We start from the raw sequence: 18088 nt of genomic DNA, 5'->3' as shown, positions 1-18088 counted from the left end.
TGATTAAAATCGGAGGCTTTTTTGTTTTGAATTATATATTATGGCTGAATTACTTCTTCTTCAGCTAATAAACCAAAAAACTTATCTAAGTTAGGTAAAATAACAATTTTAGTTCTTCTATTTCTAGCTCTATTTGCGCTTGTTTTATTATCTACTAACGGTAAAGATGAACCTCTACCTGAAGCGATTAATCTGTTAGGGTTAATTCCATATTTTTTTTCTAAAATACGAACTATTGATGTAGCTCTTTTTACACTTAAATCCCAATTATCCTGTATTACATCATTATGAATCTTTCTTGAATCGGTGTGTCCTTCAATCATTACATCCATGCTTGGTTCTGATTTAATAATCTCTGCTAATTTTTTTAATGTTTTGTATGCCTTACTATTTACATTATAGCTAGCCGTTCTAAACAACATTTTATCTGAAATAGATATCATTACTACCGTTTTATCAATATTTACATCAATATCATCAGAGTTTTGTAATTCAGAAACATTAATTGATTTTTTTAACTTGTATGAAACTGCTAAATTCATAGAATCTTTTAATGTTTTTGCTTTTGCCAATTCAGCCGCATCTACATTTGCCAAAGTTTTACGCATTTTAACCTTCATCGAATTAGATATTACAGCCCCTTCAACCATATCTAATTTTACATCATTTTCTTTTTTAAGATTTGAATTTATTCCTTTTAAAGAGTTTATTTTACTGTTGTAATTATCTACTCTTTTTTCAATTTTAGCAAATTTAGCTTCTAGCTCTTCCTTTTCTAGTGTTCTTTTTTGAAGAGTACCTTTAGTGTTGGTATATCTTTGCTCTAACTCTACATATTTTTTTTTAGAAACACAAGATGTTGCAATAATTGCTATGGTTAATAAAAGGGATACTTTTTTCATTATTAATAGTTTTTAATAGTTTAAGTAATCTGAAACGTATTATTATCTTCTTTATTATAAATACCTTGTTATTTTAAAAATATTTCTGCCATCATACAACGTGCACTTCCACCACCACAGGTTTCAATGGTTTCTAATGAGCTATGTAGTATTTTACAATGTTTCTCAATCGTTTTAACTTGCTGTACTGTTAATGAATTATATGCCGACGTGCTCATTACTAAAAACAATTCATTATTAACGCTTCTTACTTGCAACATATTTCCTGCAAATTGCTGTACTTGTTTTTCGGTAATAGCTATCACCTCTTTTTTATCAGACTTTAACTGCTTTACTAGTTCTTTTTTTTCTTTTTTATCATCTATCGCATCTAAACAAACAACTGCAAAAGTTTCAGCAACACTCATCATAACATTGGTATGATATATAGCTTCTCGTTTTCCGTTAACCATTTGGTTGGCTGTAAAAATTACGGGGGTGTATTCAAAATCTTCACAAAACTCTATAAACAATTCTTCATCCGCCCTTGGCGACAAAGCACAATACGCCTTACTATTTACACGATCTAAAATCATGCTCCCGGTTCCTTCTAAAAAAACGCCTTCATCTTCTGCTTCAGAATAATCAATTACATTTTTTATTTCAAAACCTTTTGTTTCTAAAATTTCTAATATATCTTCTCGTTTTTCTAAACGCCTGTTTTTTGCAAACATCGGATAAACAGCAACGTCACCATTTTCGTGAAAAGAAATCCAGTTATTAGGAAATAACGCATCTGGTGTATCTGGTGTTTTAGTATCTTCAACAACAATAACATCAACTTTCATTGCTCTTAACTTAAGTACAAAAGCATCAAATTCTTGTTGCGCTTTTACATTAATTGTTGCTGGTAACATACCTGCTAATTCTTTTTGATAATAATTATTTACCGCCGTTTGCTCGTTCATTCTAAAACTAGCCGGACGCACCATTAAAATAGTATTAGTAGTTTGTTGCATGCTTAAATGTATTTATTAATTTCTTTTACTTATAATATCTGCTAGGTAGCTTGCATCTTTTGAAACTCCACCCAAAGTTGCTGATCCTCTTGTAAACATCCAAGGTAAACCTATAAAGTATAAACCTTCTATATTACTTACACCTCTGTAATTTTTTGGATAGTTATCTTCATCTAGTTCTAAACCTTCAATCCATTTAAAGTTCGGGCGATACCCTGTTGCCCAAACAATATTTTTTATAGATGTTATAGTGTCTTTTTCAAAAATGATTTCATCATCTAAAGCATCTTTTGTTCTACCTACAGATATTACATTTTTTCTCGATAAAATTTCTTTTACATCGGTACCAATAACGGGTTGTACTGATGAGTTAATTCGTTTACCAATCCAACTATATTTACTATAACTTAAAAAACCGATTAAGGTAAACCACCACCAAAGCGTTTTACCTAAAAACTGTTGTGGTAATGATTTTACATTGGTATTTCCTGAAAAATATACTGTTCTGTTTTTATCTTTTGAAATTTCATCTAAAATTTGATATCCAGAATCACCCGCTCCAACAACTAAAGCATCTCCTTTTTGTAATTGATCTATATTTTTATAGTAATTACTATGCATTTGAAATACACTTTCAGATATTTTAGTATTACAAGGAGGTGTGTATGGAATATGAAAAGGCCCTGTTGCCACAATTACATTCTTTGTTTCAATTTCACCTTCGTTATAAGTTACATAAAATGTATTTTTACTTTTACGTACCGAAGTTACTAAAGTATTTAACTGTACAGGAATATCAAATTTTTGCACATATGATTTAAAATAATCACTAACCTCAAATTTTGTTGGATAATGTCCTTTGGGTGCATTAAATTTCATTCCTGGTAAATGATTATATTCCGTTGGTGTAAATAATTTTAAAGAATTCCATCTATTTAACCAAGAAGCACCTATTTCTTTTTCTCCATCAATTATCAAAAATTTCTTATTCATTTTTTTTAAATGATACCCCATTGATAATCCGGCTTGAGCGCCTCCAACAATTACATAATCTAACATCAATCTTATTTTATATTTACCCTTCAAAGGTATAAACTAAATAACAGCTATTAGGTATTTTTAAAGATAATTATAACGTAAAAAAGAAGTCATAAAAAAACTCGAAAGATGAACTTTCGAGTTTCGTTTATTTTTAATAAAAGTTACTTTTTAACAAAAAATATCGTTTAATAATTTAGCTAAACGCAAACCTCCTTTTTGTAATTGCTCTCTAACAATAGGAAAATAATCATACGAATAACGATAACGTAATTTATCCCCTGATTTTGCTGAAGCATATACTTTTTTGGTTAATTCATGCGTATCATGTACCCAATCAATTACGGTTCCGCTTTGTAGTACTTTAATTTGCTGTTTTGATAATTTTTTAGCATTACTTGCTAACTCTAGGTAACTCATTTTCCAGCCACCAATCATATCCTCATCCCAAACTCTGTGTAAATTTGTTCCTTTTCCGTGCCATTGTACCTGAACTGTGTTTCCTCCTTTATCTTCCTTTCGTCCAATATGCATTGGTTGGTGTAAATCTCCTATTAAATGCACCAACATTTTTAAATGAAAACGCTTACCTTCTAGTGAACTATTTTTATCCTTTAAAACTTTAACACACTCTTTAATTCCGGTAACCAAATCTCCTTTCGGATTTTTTACTGAAGCTTCATACTTCGTATCAAAAGGCATGTTTACATAATGCCAAGTAGAAAATTTACCATATTTTTTTCTGTCAGACTTTATTTCATCAGCAAAGGTAGATACAAAGGCTAGGCTTTCACCTTGTAATAATTTATCAATTTTATTTTTAACACTTTTTTTCAAATAACCCTCTGCAATTTTACCCGTTGCTCTATGACCTGTTTGCCCCCAAAAATCATCAGCATTTGCTGTAACTGAAATACTTATTAACAAAGCAAAAAACAATAATAATACCTTAGTTTTCATAAATAAATTCTTATTAATTTTTTGCTAAAATATAAAATATTTACTCAAAAATTTGGATTTAACAAAGAAATAACTATATCTTTATGATATCATTTTAACATCACTTTAAATAAAAAAATATGAAAACAGAAAAAATAATAAAACCTGCAAACGGTTATCTAATGTTATTAATAGCGTTAACACTTTTCTTTGGTAGTATAATTATGAGTATTATAAATGAAACTCCTGCTTATCTTCCTCTTACACTTATCGGTTTTATTGGTTTATTTGGTTTTATTTTAGTCAACCCAAACACGTCTAAAGTAATTTTACTGTTTGGTAAATATGTTGGAACTATAAAAGACAATGGTTTATACTGGGCAAACCCATTATATAAAAAGAAAACAATATCATTAAGAGCAAGTAATTTTGATAGCGAACGTTTAAAAGTAAATGATAAGCTAGGTAATCCTGTAATGATTTCTACCATTTTAGTTTGGCGAGTTACCGAAACTTACAAAGCTGCTTTTGATGTTGATAATTACGAAAATTTTGTTCGTGTACAAACAGATGCTGCAGTACGTAAACTAGCAAGTATGTACCCATACGACAACTTTGCTGATGAAGGTCATGAAGAAGATATTACACTTCGCTCTAGCGTTAATGAAGTTTCTGAGGCATTAGAAAAAGAACTGGAAGAGCGTTTAGCTATTGCCGGAATTGAAGTTTTAGAAGCTCGAATTGGGTATTTAGCGTACGCACAAGAAATTGCAAGCGCCATGTTAAAACGTCAACAAGCTACGGCTATTGTTGCTGCACGTCATAAAATTGTGCAAGGGGCTGTAGAAATGGTTGAAATGGCTTTAGAAGAATTAAATAAAAAGGAAATTGTTGAGCTTGACGAAGAACGAAAAGCTGCAATGGTTAGTAATTTATTAGTTATTTTATGTGGCGATAAAGAAGCTTCTCCTGTAGTAAACACTGGAACTTTAAGTCATTAAATATGAAAAAATTTCATCTTTTAGAAGGGAAAATTTCAATAGATAATACTCATATAAAAACAGATAAAAACACTATTTGGAATAAGATAAAAGGGATGGTTTTTTCAATAGTTGGTGTATTTTATTTATATGATAGAATTACTCTTAAATTAGAAAAAGAACATTCGCTCGGCCATTTAATTTTCACATGTGTTGTTTATGGTATTTTAACCTTATTGGTTTTGTTTTTAATATACTTTAGTTGGTTTAAAACTGTTTGGTCTAATAAAATAAAAATTGAAAATCTTTCTAAACTTACTATAAGTCTAGATGAAGATTCTCCAAGGAATATAGATTTTGAATTAAAAGGAAAATTTAGCACAATAGCTATAACTTTTAGACAAACTGAAGATGATTATAAACAGTTTATAGAATATTTAAAAAAACGTAATAGTAGATTTATTATAAGAGATGAAAGAATATAAAATAATTAAACAAGATTTTAGTTGGAGTAATTCTCTACAAAAATTTGAAGACAGTCTAAATAATTATGCTAAACAAGGCTGGAGAGTTATTAATGTTTTTGAAAGAAACAGTGTACTTATGGCTGTATTAGAAAAAGACAAAAACCGTTAAAAAATGAAAGTTTTTAAAGAGGAACAACGTTTTTCACAAACTTGGCTAATATTAATTATCATTTTATGTACTATAACTCCTTTTTTAATTGGTGTTTATGGTATTTATCAACAGATAATTAATAAGACTCCTTTCGGAGACAAGCCAATGTCTGACTCTGGTTTAATTTTATTTACAATTAGCATGTTATTAGTTTCTTTATTAATTTTTATTTTTAAACTAAAAACACGTATTGATGAAATCGGAATTCATTATCAATTTTTTCCGTTTCATTTAAAAGATAAAACTACTTATTGGTCTGACATTAATAAAATTTATATTAGAACTTACAATCCTATTGGTGAATTCGGAGGTTGGGGAATCAAGAATGGTTCTTATACAATTTCTGGTAACATAGGTATTCAACTTGATTTAAAAGATGGGAAAAAAGTTTTAATTGGTACCAAAAAAGAAAACGAGGTCAAACAAGTGTTAGTTAATTACAATACAAAAATAAAAACATCATGATACGATTTACAACCTATCTTTTTATCTATATCTTAACCATTGCTTTTTCATTTTCGCAGGTTACAAATGAAGAAGTTATAGTAAAAAACGACGGAATTCAATTACCTGGAACCTTATCGTTTACTAAAGAAAAAACACCTTTAATCATATGGATTCACGGTTCTGGCGGTGTTGATAGAAATGGAAACCAACCACAATATATTAAACAATTTAGAGAAGCTGTAAATAAACAAAACATAGCCTTTTTTAGTTACGATAAAAGAACTGCTAATAAAAACAATATTATTTTTTTAAAACAAGGAGTTTTATTTAACGATTTTGTGTTAGATGCAAAAAAAGTAGTCAATCACTTTAAAAATGACAAACGTTTTACAAAAATCATTTTAGTTGGTCATAGTCAAGGTTCATTAGTAGCAATGTTAGCTTTAAAAGATGTGGAAAAATACATTTCTATTGCTGGTACTGGTGAAACCATTGATAAAACATTAATTAAACAGGTTACAAAACAAAACGAATATTTTGGAAAATTGACTGAAAAATATTTAAAAGAGCTAAAAGAAACTGGACAAATAAAAAATATTGACCTTAATTTAAGGTCTTTGTTTGCGCCACAAAACCAACCCTTTTTAAGTTCTTGGATCGCTCTAAATCCTTTAAAAGAAATCAAAAAAGTAAAAATACCAACCTTAATTATTAACGGTAATAAAGACTTACAAGTACAAGTAACAGATGCCGAAAACCTTAAAAAATCAAAACCAAATGCTTCTTTAGTAATTATTGATAATATGAATCATGTTTTAAAAGATATTCAAAAAGAAGAAGATAACATAAAATCGTATTATTCGGCAGATTTTCCTTTATCAGAAAAATTAATCGAAACTGTAGTTTCATTTGTAAAAAAATAACCATGGCTAAGAAAAAAGCGTTTGCACTTCGTATCAATGAAGATATGATTAAAGCTATTGAAAAATGGGCTGCTGATGAATTTCGTTCAACCAACGGACAAATTGAATGGATGCTGATGCAAACACTAAAAGAAGCTAAACGCGAACCTAAAAAGAAAGAAGAATAAAATTAATAAACATCCGCTTTAATCTATAACAAGATACCAGAACGTCATTCTTAATTTATTTCAGAATCACACCTTAATAATTAGTCAAAACTTATGATAATCTGAAAGAAATAATTTCTTAATAATATGTTAAAACCATTCAATGAATTATTGAGTGGTTTTCTATTTTGTAACTTGTTCTGCAAAAACAAATCAACTATAATGAAAAGAATATTTTCAATCGTGTTTTTACTGACAACTACACTCCTATTTTCTCAAGAATTTTCTATGGAAATGGTAAAAAACATGAAACCAAGAAACATTGGCCCGGGTGGAATGAGCGGACGTGTAACTGCTATTGATGTTGTAGAAACAAATCCCGAAATAATGTACGTTGGTACAGCATCAGGCGGAATTTGGAAATCTACTTCGGGCGGAATTAAATGGAAACCTATTTTCGAAAAAGAACTAACAGCATCTATTGGTGCCGTTGCCATTCAGCAATCAAACCCAAGCGTTATCTGGGCAGGAACTGGTGAAGGAAACCCAAGAAATAGTTTAAACGGTGGTTTCGGAATTTACAAATCGTTAGACGCTGGTAAAACTTGGAAAGCGATGGGATTAGAAAAAACACGTCATATTCATAGAGTTATTATTCATCCTACAAATCCAGATATTGTGTATGTTGGCGCAATTGGTTCGCCTTGGGGTGAGCATAAAGAACGTGGTGTTTATAAAACTATTGATGGCGGAAAAACTTGGAAACAAATTTTATTCAATAATATAAAAACCGGAGCGGCCGATTTAATAATGGATCCGTCAAACCCTAATAAATTAATTGCTGCCATGTGGGAACACAAACGGGATCCTTGGTTTTTTAAGTCTGGTGGAAAAGGAAGTGGAATGTACATTACACACGATGGTGGTGAAAACTGGAAGCGAATTACCGAAAAAGATGGTTTCCCTAAAGGAGAATTAGGTAGAATTGGTGTTGCCATTGCTCCTAACAATCCTGAAGTAATTTATGCTTTAGTGGAAGCTAAAAAGAATGCGCTTTACAAAAGTGAAGACGGAGGATTTAAATGGAAAAAAATTAACGATAAGCCTGGTATTGGAAATCGTCCTTTTTATTATTCTGAAATTTACGTAGATCCACAAAATGAAAATAGATTGTATACGGTTTTTACTTACATCAATGTTTCACAAGATGGCGGAAAATCATTCAAACAATTAATGCCTGCTTATGGTGTTGATAACGGAGTGCATCCTGATCATCATGCGTGGTGGATTCATCCGAAGAACGGAAAATTCATGATTGATGGTAATGATGGTGGATTAAATATTACCAAAGATGGCGGTAAATCTTGGCGTTTTATTGGTAATCTTCCGGTTGCACAATTTTATCATATCAATGTTGATAATGAATATCCATATAACGTTTATGGCGGAATGCAAGACAACGGTTCTTGGCGCGGGCCTGCTTATGTTTGGAAAGCACAAGGAATTAGAAATAGCTACTGGCAAGAAATTAGTTTTGGTGATGGTTTTGATGTGGTTCCTGATAAAGATGATTCGCGTTATGGATGGACGATGAGTCAGCAAGGTTCGGTTTCTCGTTACGATTATAAAACAGGAAATAATTACAACGTAAAACCAACACATAAAGATGCGAATGTAAAATTACGTTTTAACTGGAACTCGGCCATTAATATTGATCCTTTTGATAACTCAACCATTTACTTTGGAAGTCAATTTGTGCACAAATCGACAGATAAAGGATTAACTTGGGAGGTGATTTCGCCTGATTTATCAACCAACAATCCAGCAAAATTAAAACAAGCCGAAAGTGGTGGTTTAACCATGGATGCTACTGGTGCTGAGAATCACTGTACCGTTTTGGTGATTGAACCAACTCCGCTTGAAAAAGATGTTTTATGGGCTGCTACTGATGACGGACAAGTGCACATCACAAAAAATGGTGGTGCAATTTGGACAAACGTTGCTAACAACATTAAAGACTTACCTAAAAACTCTTGGATTACACAAATAAAAGCATCTAATAAAAATAAAGGTGAAGCACTTTTAGTTGCCAACGATTACAGACGTTTTAACTACGAACCGTATGCATACAGAACTAAAGATTACGGAAAAACATGGCAACGTATTGTTGATAAGAATGATGTAGAAAGCTATACGCTTTGTATTATTGAAGATCCTAAAAATGAAAATTTATTGTTTTTAGGAACCGATGACGGATTATACATTTCTTTAAATGCTGGTGAAAAATGGACTAAATGGACCAATGGTTTTCCTACCGTTCCTGTAAAAGATTTAGTAATTCATCCTCGTGAAAACGATTTAGTAATTGGTACTTTTGGTAGAGCTGCTTGGGTGTTAGATGACATTCGCCCACTGCGTGCTATGGCTAAAAGTAATGTTACCAATCAAAAATTAACCTTGTTTGCGCCACCAACTACTTATCAAGCTGCAAGTCAACAACCAACAGGAAGTAGGTTTGGTGCAGACGCAATGTATCAAGGTGAAAACAGAAGACGTGGTGCAATTATTTCTTACTATATCAATAAACCTGCGAAAAAGAAGCAAGAAAAAAGAGGTAAGAAAAAAGATGTCAGTTCGAGCGTAGCCGAGAACTCTAAAAAAATAGAGGAAAAAATCAAACACGACTCAATTAAATTAGAAATTTTTGACGGAATAAGAAAAATAAGAACTCTAAAATTTAAAACTCCTAAAGAAAACGGGTTACACAAAACTACGTGGTATTTAAGAGAAAAAGGAGTTACTAGAGCTTCAAGACGTATTAGAAAACAACGTAGAGAACCTGGTGGTGTAACTGTAAAACCAGGAATTTATAAATTAAAAATGACTTTTGGAGATGTGGTTTCTGAACAAAATATTAAGGTTGAATTTGATCCTAGATTACAAATTTCAAACGAAGCTATCAATCAAAAATACAATGCTAGTAAAGAGCTTGAAACCTATCAAGAAAAAATGGCAACTATTGTAAAACAATTAGTAGAAAGCAAAAACACTGCTAGTTCTTTAAAATCTAAATTTACCAAAGAAGACAAAAAAAAGTATAAAGAAGCTATAAAATCATCTAAAGAAATCATTAAAAAAATTGACGTTTTAATTGCGATGTATTTAGGTAAAATAGATAAACGTCAAGGAATTACTAGAAACCCAGAAGTTACAGTAAGTAATCGTTTTGGTACCGCACGTTGGTATGTAGGTAGTCGATTTGGTGTACAAACCGAAACTGAAAAACAATTAGTAAATCAGTTTAAAACTTCTTTTAATGAAACTTTAAAAAAGGTAAACACTTTTTTCGAAGAAGACTGGACAAAATATAAATCGACTGTTGAAAAAATTGAAATTTCTCCATTTAAAAAAACAACTAACTTTTCTTTAAATTAAGTATTTTTGACAGCTATTAAAAATAAAATCTCCTACTTATGTGGGGGATTTTTTCAAATAAAAAATTTAACAAATTTTAATTTTAAAAACCACTACTTAAATGAAAAAAACGCTTTTAATACTTATTTTTTTATGCTCTTTAAAAAGTATTGCGCAAAAAAATTCGCAAACCGAATTAGGTGCTTGGTATATGTATAATGGTTCACACCAAGTTTCAGATAAATTTAGCTTAAAAACAATGGCTCATTTTCGTTTTTTTGAAATTGGAGATGATATGCAGCAATTTATTGGTCGTTTAGGCGGTAATTATAAAATAAACAATAATTTAAGTGCTACTTTAGGATATGCCTATTTAAACACCGATAGTTCTTTTGGTCTTGAGGGAGGTAACGTAAACGAACACCGAATTTATGAAGATTTTAATATAAAACACAAGGCAAACAAATTAGGTTTTGCGCACCGTTTTAGAGCTGAACAACGTTTTTTTAATGCTACAACTGCACATTTTATTCGTTATCAAATTGGGTTAAGTTATCCTTTAAGCCATAATTGGAGTACTTATTTGTACAATGAAATATTTTTTGATTTTGATGATGAAGCATACAATCAAAACTGGTTAGGAGCTGGCTTTCAATACAAAATTTCAAAGGCTACAAAACTAAAAATTGGGTATCAAAAAATAGGTGTAAATAATGGAGGTAGTTTTGATAGACTACTTTTAGGTATAGCAATAAATACAGATCACCGTAAAAAGAAATAAAAAGCTATTTTAGCAATAAAACTAAATTAAATGACAGCACCTACTTTTACAAATGATGCAATTGTTTTTGGAATTCTAATGTTTTCATTAGGATTTGTATTTTATACAGAATCTAAAACCGATGGTTTTTGGTACAAATTTTATAAAATTGTTCCAGGAGTTTTAATGTGTTATTTAATCCCATCCGTTTTTAACTCATTGGGGTTTATTTCTGCTGAGAAAACGCAAACTTATTTTATTGCTAGTAGATATTTTTTACCAGCATCATTAGTTTTAATGACTTTGAGCATCGACTTAAAAGCAATTTTTAATTTAGGGCCTAAAGCATTAATTATGTTTTTTACAGGTACCATAGGTATAATTATAGGAGGGCCAATTGCTATTTTATTAATCTCATTATTTTCTCCTGAAACTGTTGGCGGTGCTGGATTTGATGCTGTATGGAGGGGGTTATCAACACTTGCTGGAAGTTGGATTGGTGGTGGAGCTAATCAAGCTGCAATGCTCGAAATTTATCAATATAACCCTGCTAATTACGGTAAAATGGTACTCGTGGATATTATTGTTGGTAATATTTGGATGGCTATTTTATTAATTGGTATTGGTAAAAACAAAAAAATAAATAAATGGTTAAATGCAGATACTACTGCTATAGAAAAATTAAAAAATAGGGTTTCAAAATTTACTGAAAACGTAACACGTATACCCTCTTTAACTGATTTGATAATTATTCTTTCTATAGCCTTTAGTGCTGTTGGTATCGCTCATTTTGGCGCAGACAATATATCAAGTTATTTAATTACCAACTTTGATGCCGTTGCTGATAGAACATCATCCTTATCATCTTTTTCTTCAAAATTCTTTTGGATGGTTACCATAGCTACTCTTATCGGAATTGCATTATCGTTTACAAAAGTTAAAAATTATGAAGGAGCTGGTGCTAGCAAAATTGGTAGTGTTTTTATTTATATTTTAGTCGCTACCATAGGTATGAAGATGGATTTAACAACAATTTTTGACAATCCAGGTTTACTTATAATTGGTATTGTTTGGATGGGTATTCATGCAGGTTTGTTAATATTAGTTGCAAAATTAATCAAAGCCCCTTATTTCTTCTTAGCTGTAGGTAGCCAAGCAAATGTAGGTGCAGCTGCTTCTGCCCCTGTTGTTGCTGCTGCCTTCCACCCTTCATTAGCTACAGTTGGTGTATTATTAGCAGTTTTTGGTTATGTTGTTGGTACCTATGGAGCAATTTTGTGTACAATTTTAATGGAATTATCGGCTACATTATAAGAGAAATCTGCATATTTGCAACTCTAAATTTTAAATAACATGAAAAAACTTATCGCTATTTGTGCGTTTTCAATATTAGCTTTCGCTTGTTCTTCTAAAAAAGAAGGAAACATGATTGTTAAAGGTCAAATTAAAGGTTTAAAAAAAGGTAACTTATACCTTCAAAAGATGAAAGATACTGTATTAGTATCGGTAGACTCTATGACTTTATTAGGTGATGATAAGTTTATTTTAACTGATAATGTAACATCTCCTGAAATGTATTACCTAACTTTTGATGGAAATACAAATGAAAAAAGTTTAATGTTTTTTGGAGAAGAAGGAGAGATTACAATTAACGATAATATTGAAGAATTTGGTTTTAAACCTGAAATAAAAGGATCTAAAAATCAAGAAGTGATGGATAAATTTCGAGATATTGATCGTAAATTTAAAGACCAACGTTTAGAGTTTCTTAAAAAAGATCTTGAAGCTCGTAAGGCAAAAGATGAAGAATTATTAAAGCAATTAGAAGTTGATTATAAAAAAATGATTCGTCGTCGTTTTTTATTTTCAACAAACTTTGCTATTGCTAATGCTGATAGTGAAGCCGCTCCATACATTGCTTTGTCTGAATTGTATGATGCTAATATTATGTTATTAGATACCATTAATAATAGTTTATCAGATAAAGTTAAAAACTCTAATTACGGAAAACGTTTACAAAAATTTGTAAGCAATATAAAAAGTAAAGAAGGTAAATAATTTTAACTTTTTTGTAAAACAAAAGACTCGATACTTATTGGTATCGAGTCTTTTAATTTTTTAATATTTATGAATTATATTTTAAATGAAATTATAGGCAATTTACTATGATTTGCAATATCTTCTGAAATACTTCCTTCAAAAAAATGTGAAATACCTTTTCTGCCATGAGTTGCTACTGCTATAATATCGGCCTTGCTTTCATCTGCATAATATAAAACGCCTTTTTCTACACTATAATCAGCAACGACTTTAACATTTTTGATACTACTAACATCTTCATTTACATTTTTAAAAAACGCTTTCATTTTTTCTTTAATCTCTTTGCTGTTTTTAAATTTTGATGTTGGTGTATTTACATATACTAATTGTAAATTACAATCTAATTTTTTAAATAAAGCTTTTGCTCTTATATAAGGAGCTATATCATCTTGGGTAAAATCACAAGCAAAAACAACATTTTCAACCTTTTTAGTAATTTTATCTTCTTTAACAACTAACACTGGTACATTCGCATAACGAATTACTTTTTCGGTATTAGAACCTATAAACATTTCTTGTAAGCCACTGGTTCCTTTTGACCCCATAATAATTAAATCGGCTTTCTCTTCTTTAGCTAATTGATCTAGTTCACTAAATATTTTAAAATGTTTAATTATTGGTGTTACTTTTAATGCTAATAAATAGTCTTTTTGTAAAAAATCATTAAACTTTCGTTCTGCTAATTTTAAATAAAAAATCATTTCTTGCTGACTTGCACTTTCTGATTGATTTATTAACGCATGTGAAAGCTCAAGCATGTGTACTACCACTATTTCTGCATTATTTTGTTTTGCCATAAATGCGGCAGTTTGTAATGCATTTTCTGAATAAATTGAAAAATCGACAGGAACTATAATTTTTTTCATAGAATATGATTTATTTAGGTTTAACTTACAGTATAAAATTACTAGAAAATATTAATAAAAAACATGATTAATGTCATTTAATACTCTTAATGACAACCCTCTACCGAAGTTACTAAATTTGTAACTGGTATAGGTGATATATAAGGAATACCTAAACCCAAACCTCTTAAAACAAATAAAATACCTATAAAAATTACTACATATGGAATTGTTTGTTGAATTCTTTTTCTTACCAATCCGTTGGCAAAATTCCCCATATAAACAACCACAGTCATTAACGGAATTGTACCCAACCCGAAAACAAACATATACAAACTTCCGGAAAAAGTATTTGCTGTTGCCAAAGCCCCAAAAACAGCCATATATACTAAACCACAAGGAAGTAAACCATTTAAAAAACCAATAGTAAAAAAAGTATCATTTCCTTTCTTTTTAAGCTCTTTTCCTAAAGCTGATTTTACTTTCATTACCAATTTATTGATTGATTTTGAAAAGTTATATTTTTTAAAAGCTCTAGGTAAAATAATCGTTAGAATCATTAAAATTCCTACTACAATTGAGAGTTGTTGTTGAAATCCGAAAAAATAAAATCCTTTTCCTAAAAAACCAAATAATAATCCAATTAAACTATAAGTAAAAAGCCTACCTAAATGATAGCTAAAAATTTGAAAAAACTGTTTTATGCTATTACTTCTATCAACTGGTAACATAAATGCGATTGGCCCGCACATACCGATACAATGAAAGCTACCTAATAATCCAAATATAAGGGCTGATAAGAACATTTTAATAATTTAGTTCTTTCTGATATAAATATGCTGTATTTTCGTAGCTCCAAGAAACTTTAATGTTCCAACGACCACCTAACAAACGTTTCTCAGGCACGAGCAAATATGTATTAGAGATTGAAATAGGAATTTCAAAATCTAATTGCTTATTAGATGGTCTGTATAGGAACACTTTTCCTTTAACATTTTCTGGTTTAAAGATTGCAGGAAAATAAACTTTTAAACCTCCTGCAACTCTTTTAATTTTAATATTTTCTTCTAATTCTTTAGCATTCCTTGTTGCATTAATGCTGTTTTGGTATGTTAATTCTTGTTGATAATATTTTTCGGTAACCAAATCATGATTATAGTTTTTACCTGTACTCATTGATATAACGAAATACATTATAAAACTCATAAATGCAATAATTGCGATTACTATGCCCGTGCCCCAGTTTAGTTTCATTTTATTTGTTTTTGTGTCATTGCTCATAAAATAAAGTAATCTGCTAATTTATTATGAGATTACTTCGTCATGCTTCCTCGTAATGACAAATTATTTATCGATAACTTCTTGGCCCTAAAAAATTGGTTTTAGTAGTTTCTATTAATTTATCACCACTATACACTCCTATTTTAAGGTTTACTTTTTCTTTTTTCATTTCTGATTGATGTAACTCTACAAATAAAGTTCCTTCTGCCAATCCTTGTTTTGGTACTTCAAAATTTTGATGCGTTACTGTTTCTATTTTCCCTTTATGAGACAACAACTTATAACTTACATCGTCAATTTGTTTGGTTGTTTTATTAATTACTTTATACGTGTATATATTGCTAATAATTCCATTTTCTTTATGCTGATATAATTGCCCTGGCAATCGTAATATTGTTGCTTCAACATCATTTCTTAAAAACAACATTCCTATTAAAACAGCTATTAAAATTCCTAAAACAGCTGAATATCCTTTCATTCTAGCTGTAAATTTAAAAGGAGCTTTCTTTTCAATATTTTCTTCACTTGCAAAACGAATTAAACCTTTAGGGAAACCTACTTTTTCCATAATATGGTCACACTCATCAATACAAGCAGTACAATTTACACACTCTAACTGTGTTCCATTACGAATATCAATTCCTGTAGGACACACATTTACACATTGAAAACAATCAATACAATCTCCTTTTCCACTTGTAGCTCTATCTTCCTTTTTATTAAACTTCGCTCTTCCTTCTTTTCCTTCACCACGCACATGGTCATATGCTACATTAATTGTTTTGTTATCTAGTAAAACCCCTTGTAAACGACCATAAGGACAAGCAATTATACATACTTGCTCACGAAACCAAGCAAATATGAAATAGAAAACTCCGGTAAAGATTAACAATGATATTAAGGTATTAATATTATCAAACGGATTACCTGTTATGTAAGTAATTAAAACATCTCCACCTATTAGGTAAGCCAAAAAAACGTTTGCTATTAAAAATGAGATAATAAAAAAGATAAACCATTTTAAAACTCGTTTCTTAATTTTTTCGGCATTCCAAGGCTGTTTTTCTAAACGGATTTGTTTTCCTCTATCACCATCAATCCAATATTCTATTTTTCTAAAAACCATTTCTAAAAAGATGGTTTGGGGGCAAATCCATCCGCAAAAAATTCGTCCAAAAACTACGGTAAAAAGAATAATAAACACGACACCTACAATCATTGAAACCACTAATAAATGAAAATCTTGTGGCCAAAAAGGAAATCCGAAAATATTAAACTTACGCTCTATAACATTGAATAATAAAAATTGGTTTCCATCAATTTTTATAAAAGGTGCTGATAGTAAAATTAATAACAAAAAATAACTAACATACGATCTGTATTTATAAAATCGTCCACTTGGCTTTTTAGGATACACCCAAGCACGCTTACCTTCATTGTTGATGGTACCAATACTATCTCTAAATTGTTCGTTCTTGGGTGTTTCCATTGCTATTAACTATTAAAACCAAATACTATTGTAAACTATCTTTTGCTTGTGTAACTTCTTTTACCTGTGCCTCATCTCCATATAACTCACCTTGTGGTGGCTTTGGGTTTGCTGGTGTGGTACCTTGCATAGACATAATGTAACTTGCTACTTTTTGTATGTCTTTTGGTTTTAAAGTTTTACCCCAAGCAACCATTCCTTTTCCGTCTCTACCTCCATTGGTAATGGTTGCAAATACGTTTTTAAGTCCGCCACCTAACAACCAATATTTATCGGTTAAATTAGGACCGATACCTCCACCTCCATCACCAATGTGACAAGCAGCACAGTTTAAATTATAAACAGCTTTACCTCTTTTTAAATCACTTGCTGAAGTTAAAAGTGTTACTGTTTCTGCATCAATAATAGCTTCTTTTGAAGTAGATTTAAAAGCTGCTAATTCTTTTTTAGCCTGTGCTACAGATTGTGCATATTCCATTTCTTGTGTATAGCCATCTAAAACTTCAAATCGCACTAAATATACTACTGCAAAGATTATTGTTCCGTAGAACATATACACCCACCATGGCGGTAAGTTATTATCTAACTCTTTAATTCCGTCATAATTATGGTCTAATACAATTTCTTCTTCTTGCTCAATAGCTTTTGCTTCTGTCCATTTAGCTATTAATGTTTTAGCCCAGCTCCATTGATCAACTTCATCAGGATTTATTCCTGCTTTTACCATTTCAGCTTCTTCAACTTTTTTAACTCCGGTAATGGTTAACACTTCTTTTGCTAAAATTACCAATCCGAAGGCAATAAGACCGATCCAAACCAACGGTGTTTCTAAAAAATTATATGGATTTGCATACGAATTAATCGCTTTTGCTAATACAAAAGGTGTTAAAAAGGTAAATAAAAACGAAATAATAGCCTGAAGTCTAGTATAGTTTTTAGGCATTAATGTATTTGCTTTATTTACAACTGTGTTAGATAATACCTCTTTTAAAAGTACTACTAAACCAAAACCTATGGCTATTAACCAAACTATAGGAGTTTCTAAAAAATTAAATGGCTCTTTATATGCTTTAAACGCCGCCGCCAAAATAAATGGCATTGAAAAAACAAAAAGAAAAGATACTATTGATTGAATATATTTTTTCATA

At 30.5% G+C, this 18088-nt stretch carries 19 protein-coding genes; 10 read left to right on the top strand and 9 right to left on the bottom strand.

The features are described from left to right. Positions 1 to 38 precede the first annotated feature (38 nt). The 4 genes from Q4586_RS03265 to Q4586_RS03250 all read right to left on the bottom strand — a co-directional run bounded on the left by Q4586_RS03265 (position 39) and on the right by Q4586_RS03250 (position 3898). On the bottom strand, positions 39 to 902 hold the full coding sequence (locus Q4586_RS03265; protein ID WP_068704448.1) for an OmpA/MotB family protein: 864 nt from the start codon (positions 900 to 902) through the stop codon (positions 39 to 41). Positions 903 to 970: 68 nt separating this feature from the next. Then, on the bottom strand, positions 971 to 1900 hold the full coding sequence (gene ctlX, locus Q4586_RS03260) for a citrulline utilization hydrolase CtlX (RefSeq protein WP_303526281.1): 930 nt from the start codon (positions 1898 to 1900) through the stop codon (positions 971 to 973). A gap of 15 nt (positions 1901 to 1915) precedes the next feature. Next, positions 1916 to 2959 (bottom strand): flavin-containing monooxygenase, encoded by a 1044-nt coding sequence (locus tag Q4586_RS03255; protein ID WP_068704452.1) that lies wholly within the window; start codon positions 2957 to 2959, stop codon positions 1916 to 1918. A gap of 150 nt (positions 2960 to 3109) precedes the next feature. Next, positions 3110 to 3898: a S1/P1 nuclease gene (locus Q4586_RS03250; RefSeq protein WP_068704454.1), complete on the bottom strand. Its 789-nt coding sequence runs from the start codon at positions 3896 to 3898 to the stop codon at positions 3110 to 3112. Between the two features lie 119 nt (positions 3899 to 4017). On the opposite strand from Q4586_RS03250, the gene Q4586_RS03245 reads away from it, so the two are divergent. The 10 genes from Q4586_RS03245 to Q4586_RS03200 all read left to right on the top strand — a co-directional run bounded on the left by Q4586_RS03245 (position 4018) and on the right by Q4586_RS03200 (position 13283). Continuing rightward, positions 4018 to 4878 (top strand): SPFH domain-containing protein, encoded by an 861-nt coding sequence (locus Q4586_RS03245; protein WP_068704456.1) that lies wholly within the window; start codon positions 4018 to 4020, stop codon positions 4876 to 4878. Positions 4879 to 4880: 2 nt separating this feature from the next. Further along, positions 4881 to 5342, top strand: coding sequence for a hypothetical protein (locus Q4586_RS03240; RefSeq protein WP_068704458.1), 462 nt, complete (start codon positions 4881 to 4883; stop codon positions 5340 to 5342). After that, positions 5329 to 5493: a DUF4177 domain-containing protein gene (locus Q4586_RS03235; RefSeq protein WP_084443138.1), complete on the top strand. Its 165-nt coding sequence runs from the start codon at positions 5329 to 5331 to the stop codon at positions 5491 to 5493. The genes Q4586_RS03240 and Q4586_RS03235 overlap by 14 nt, the downstream gene beginning before the upstream one ends. Positions 5494 to 5496: 3 nt before the next feature. Continuing rightward, entirely contained in the window at positions 5497 to 6000 is a 504-nt protein-coding gene (locus Q4586_RS03230) for a DUF6141 family protein (RefSeq protein WP_068704460.1), read from the top strand. After that, complete coding sequence (locus Q4586_RS03225; protein WP_068704462.1) at positions 5997 to 6905, top strand: alpha/beta hydrolase family protein; 909 nt, start codon at positions 5997 to 5999, stop codon at positions 6903 to 6905. Before Q4586_RS03230 ends, Q4586_RS03225 begins: the two co-directional genes overlap by 4 nt. Positions 6906 to 6907: 2 nt before the next feature. Continuing rightward, positions 6908 to 7072, top strand: a complete 165-nt coding sequence (locus tag Q4586_RS03220; protein ID WP_068704464.1) for a type II toxin-antitoxin system antitoxin — start codon at positions 6908 to 6910, stop codon at positions 7070 to 7072. Between the two features lie 201 nt (positions 7073 to 7273). Next, entirely contained in the window at positions 7274 to 10486 is a 3213-nt protein-coding gene (locus Q4586_RS03215; protein ID WP_068704466.1) for a WD40/YVTN/BNR-like repeat-containing protein, read from the top strand. Between the two features lie 100 nt (positions 10487 to 10586). Next, entirely contained in the window at positions 10587 to 11246 is a 660-nt protein-coding gene (locus Q4586_RS03210; protein WP_068704468.1) for a DUF2490 domain-containing protein, read from the top strand. A gap of 30 nt (positions 11247 to 11276) precedes the next feature. Next, on the top strand, positions 11277 to 12539 hold the full coding sequence (locus Q4586_RS03205; RefSeq protein WP_068704470.1) for a DUF819 family protein: 1263 nt from the start codon (positions 11277 to 11279) through the stop codon (positions 12537 to 12539). A gap of 39 nt (positions 12540 to 12578) precedes the next feature. After that, complete coding sequence (locus Q4586_RS03200; protein WP_068704472.1) at positions 12579 to 13283, top strand: DUF4369 domain-containing protein; 705 nt, start codon at positions 12579 to 12581, stop codon at positions 13281 to 13283. A 74-nt stretch (positions 13284 to 13357) separates the two neighbouring features. Here Q4586_RS03200 and Q4586_RS03195 read toward each other — a convergent pair whose 3' ends face one another. The 5 genes from Q4586_RS03195 to Q4586_RS03175 all read right to left on the bottom strand — a co-directional run bounded on the left by Q4586_RS03195 (position 13358) and on the right by Q4586_RS03175 (position 18087). After that, the gene (locus tag Q4586_RS03195) at positions 13358 to 14191 is read right to left on the bottom strand and encodes a universal stress protein (RefSeq protein WP_303526260.1); all 834 of its coding nucleotides are present in this window, start codon (positions 14189 to 14191) and stop codon (positions 13358 to 13360) included. An 86-nt stretch (positions 14192 to 14277) separates the two neighbouring features. Continuing rightward, positions 14278 to 14976 (bottom strand): sulfite exporter TauE/SafE family protein, encoded by a 699-nt coding sequence (locus Q4586_RS03190; protein ID WP_303526258.1) that lies wholly within the window; start codon positions 14974 to 14976, stop codon positions 14278 to 14280. 1 nt (position 14977) lies between these two features. Next, a complete protein-coding gene (locus Q4586_RS03185; RefSeq protein ID WP_068704478.1) occupies positions 14978 to 15424 on the bottom strand; it encodes a FixH family protein in 447 nt (148 codons plus the stop codon). Between the two features lie 94 nt (positions 15425 to 15518). Next, complete coding sequence (gene ccoG / locus Q4586_RS03180) at positions 15519 to 16940, bottom strand: cytochrome c oxidase accessory protein CcoG (protein WP_303526254.1); 1422 nt, start codon at positions 16938 to 16940, stop codon at positions 15519 to 15521. A 25-nt stretch (positions 16941 to 16965) separates the two neighbouring features. Beyond that, positions 16966 to 18087: a cbb3-type cytochrome c oxidase N-terminal domain-containing protein gene (locus Q4586_RS03175; protein ID WP_303526251.1), complete on the bottom strand. Its 1122-nt coding sequence runs from the start codon at positions 18085 to 18087 to the stop codon at positions 16966 to 16968. Position 18088: the final 1 nt, after the last annotated feature.

The organism is Tenacibaculum soleae (genome assembly GCF_030549005.1).
Lineage (GTDB): Bacteria > Bacteroidota > Bacteroidia > Flavobacteriales > Flavobacteriaceae > Polaribacter > Polaribacter soleae.
Note: the sequence above shows the minus strand (reverse complement) of the source record. Positions and strands in the feature narration are given on the sequence as shown.

Bases quoted from the DNA above. Each gene is read 5' to 3' on its own strand.
- Q4586_RS03265 (WP_068704448.1), bottom strand. From the start codon at position 902: ATGAAAAAAGTATCCCTTTTATTAACCATAGCAATTATTGCAACATCT.
- ctlX (WP_303526281.1), bottom strand. From the start codon at position 1,900: ATGCAACAAACTACTAATACTATTTTAATGGTGCGTCCGGCTAGTTTT.
- Q4586_RS03255 (WP_068704452.1), bottom strand. From the start codon at position 2,959: ATGTTAGATTATGTAATTGTTGGAGGCGCTCAAGCCGGATTATCAATG.
- Q4586_RS03250 (WP_068704454.1), bottom strand. From the start codon at position 3,898: ATGAAAACTAAGGTATTATTATTGTTTTTTGCTTTGTTAATAAGTATT.
- Q4586_RS03245 (WP_068704456.1), top strand. From the start codon at position 4,018: ATGAAAACAGAAAAAATAATAAAACCTGCAAACGGTTATCTAATGTTA.
- Q4586_RS03240 (WP_068704458.1), top strand. From the start codon at position 4,881: ATGAAAAAATTTCATCTTTTAGAAGGGAAAATTTCAATAGATAATACT.
- Q4586_RS03235 (WP_084443138.1), top strand. From the start codon at position 5,329: ATGAAAGAATATAAAATAATTAAACAAGATTTTAGTTGGAGTAATTCT.
- Q4586_RS03230 (WP_068704460.1), top strand. From the start codon at position 5,497: ATGAAAGTTTTTAAAGAGGAACAACGTTTTTCACAAACTTGGCTAATA.
- Q4586_RS03225 (WP_068704462.1), top strand. From the start codon at position 5,997: ATGATACGATTTACAACCTATCTTTTTATCTATATCTTAACCATTGCT.
- Q4586_RS03220 (WP_068704464.1), top strand. From the start codon at position 6,908: ATGGCTAAGAAAAAAGCGTTTGCACTTCGTATCAATGAAGATATGATT.
- Q4586_RS03215 (WP_068704466.1), top strand. From the start codon at position 7,274: ATGAAAAGAATATTTTCAATCGTGTTTTTACTGACAACTACACTCCTA.
- Q4586_RS03210 (WP_068704468.1), top strand. From the start codon at position 10,587: ATGAAAAAAACGCTTTTAATACTTATTTTTTTATGCTCTTTAAAAAGT.
- Q4586_RS03205 (WP_068704470.1), top strand. From the start codon at position 11,277: ATGACAGCACCTACTTTTACAAATGATGCAATTGTTTTTGGAATTCTA.
- Q4586_RS03200 (WP_068704472.1), top strand. From the start codon at position 12,579: ATGAAAAAACTTATCGCTATTTGTGCGTTTTCAATATTAGCTTTCGCT.
- Q4586_RS03195 (WP_303526260.1), bottom strand. From the start codon at position 14,191: ATGAAAAAAATTATAGTTCCTGTCGATTTTTCAATTTATTCAGAAAAT.
- Q4586_RS03190 (WP_303526258.1), bottom strand. From the start codon at position 14,976: ATGTTCTTATCAGCCCTTATATTTGGATTATTAGGTAGCTTTCATTGT.
- Q4586_RS03185 (WP_068704478.1), bottom strand. From the start codon at position 15,424: ATGAAACTAAACTGGGGCACGGGCATAGTAATCGCAATTATTGCATTT.
- ccoG (WP_303526254.1), bottom strand. From the start codon at position 16,940: ATGGAAACACCCAAGAACGAACAATTTAGAGATAGTATTGGTACCATC.
- Q4586_RS03175 (WP_303526251.1), bottom strand. From the start codon at position 18,087: ATGAAAAAATATATTCAATCAATAGTATCTTTTCTTTTTGTTTTTTCA.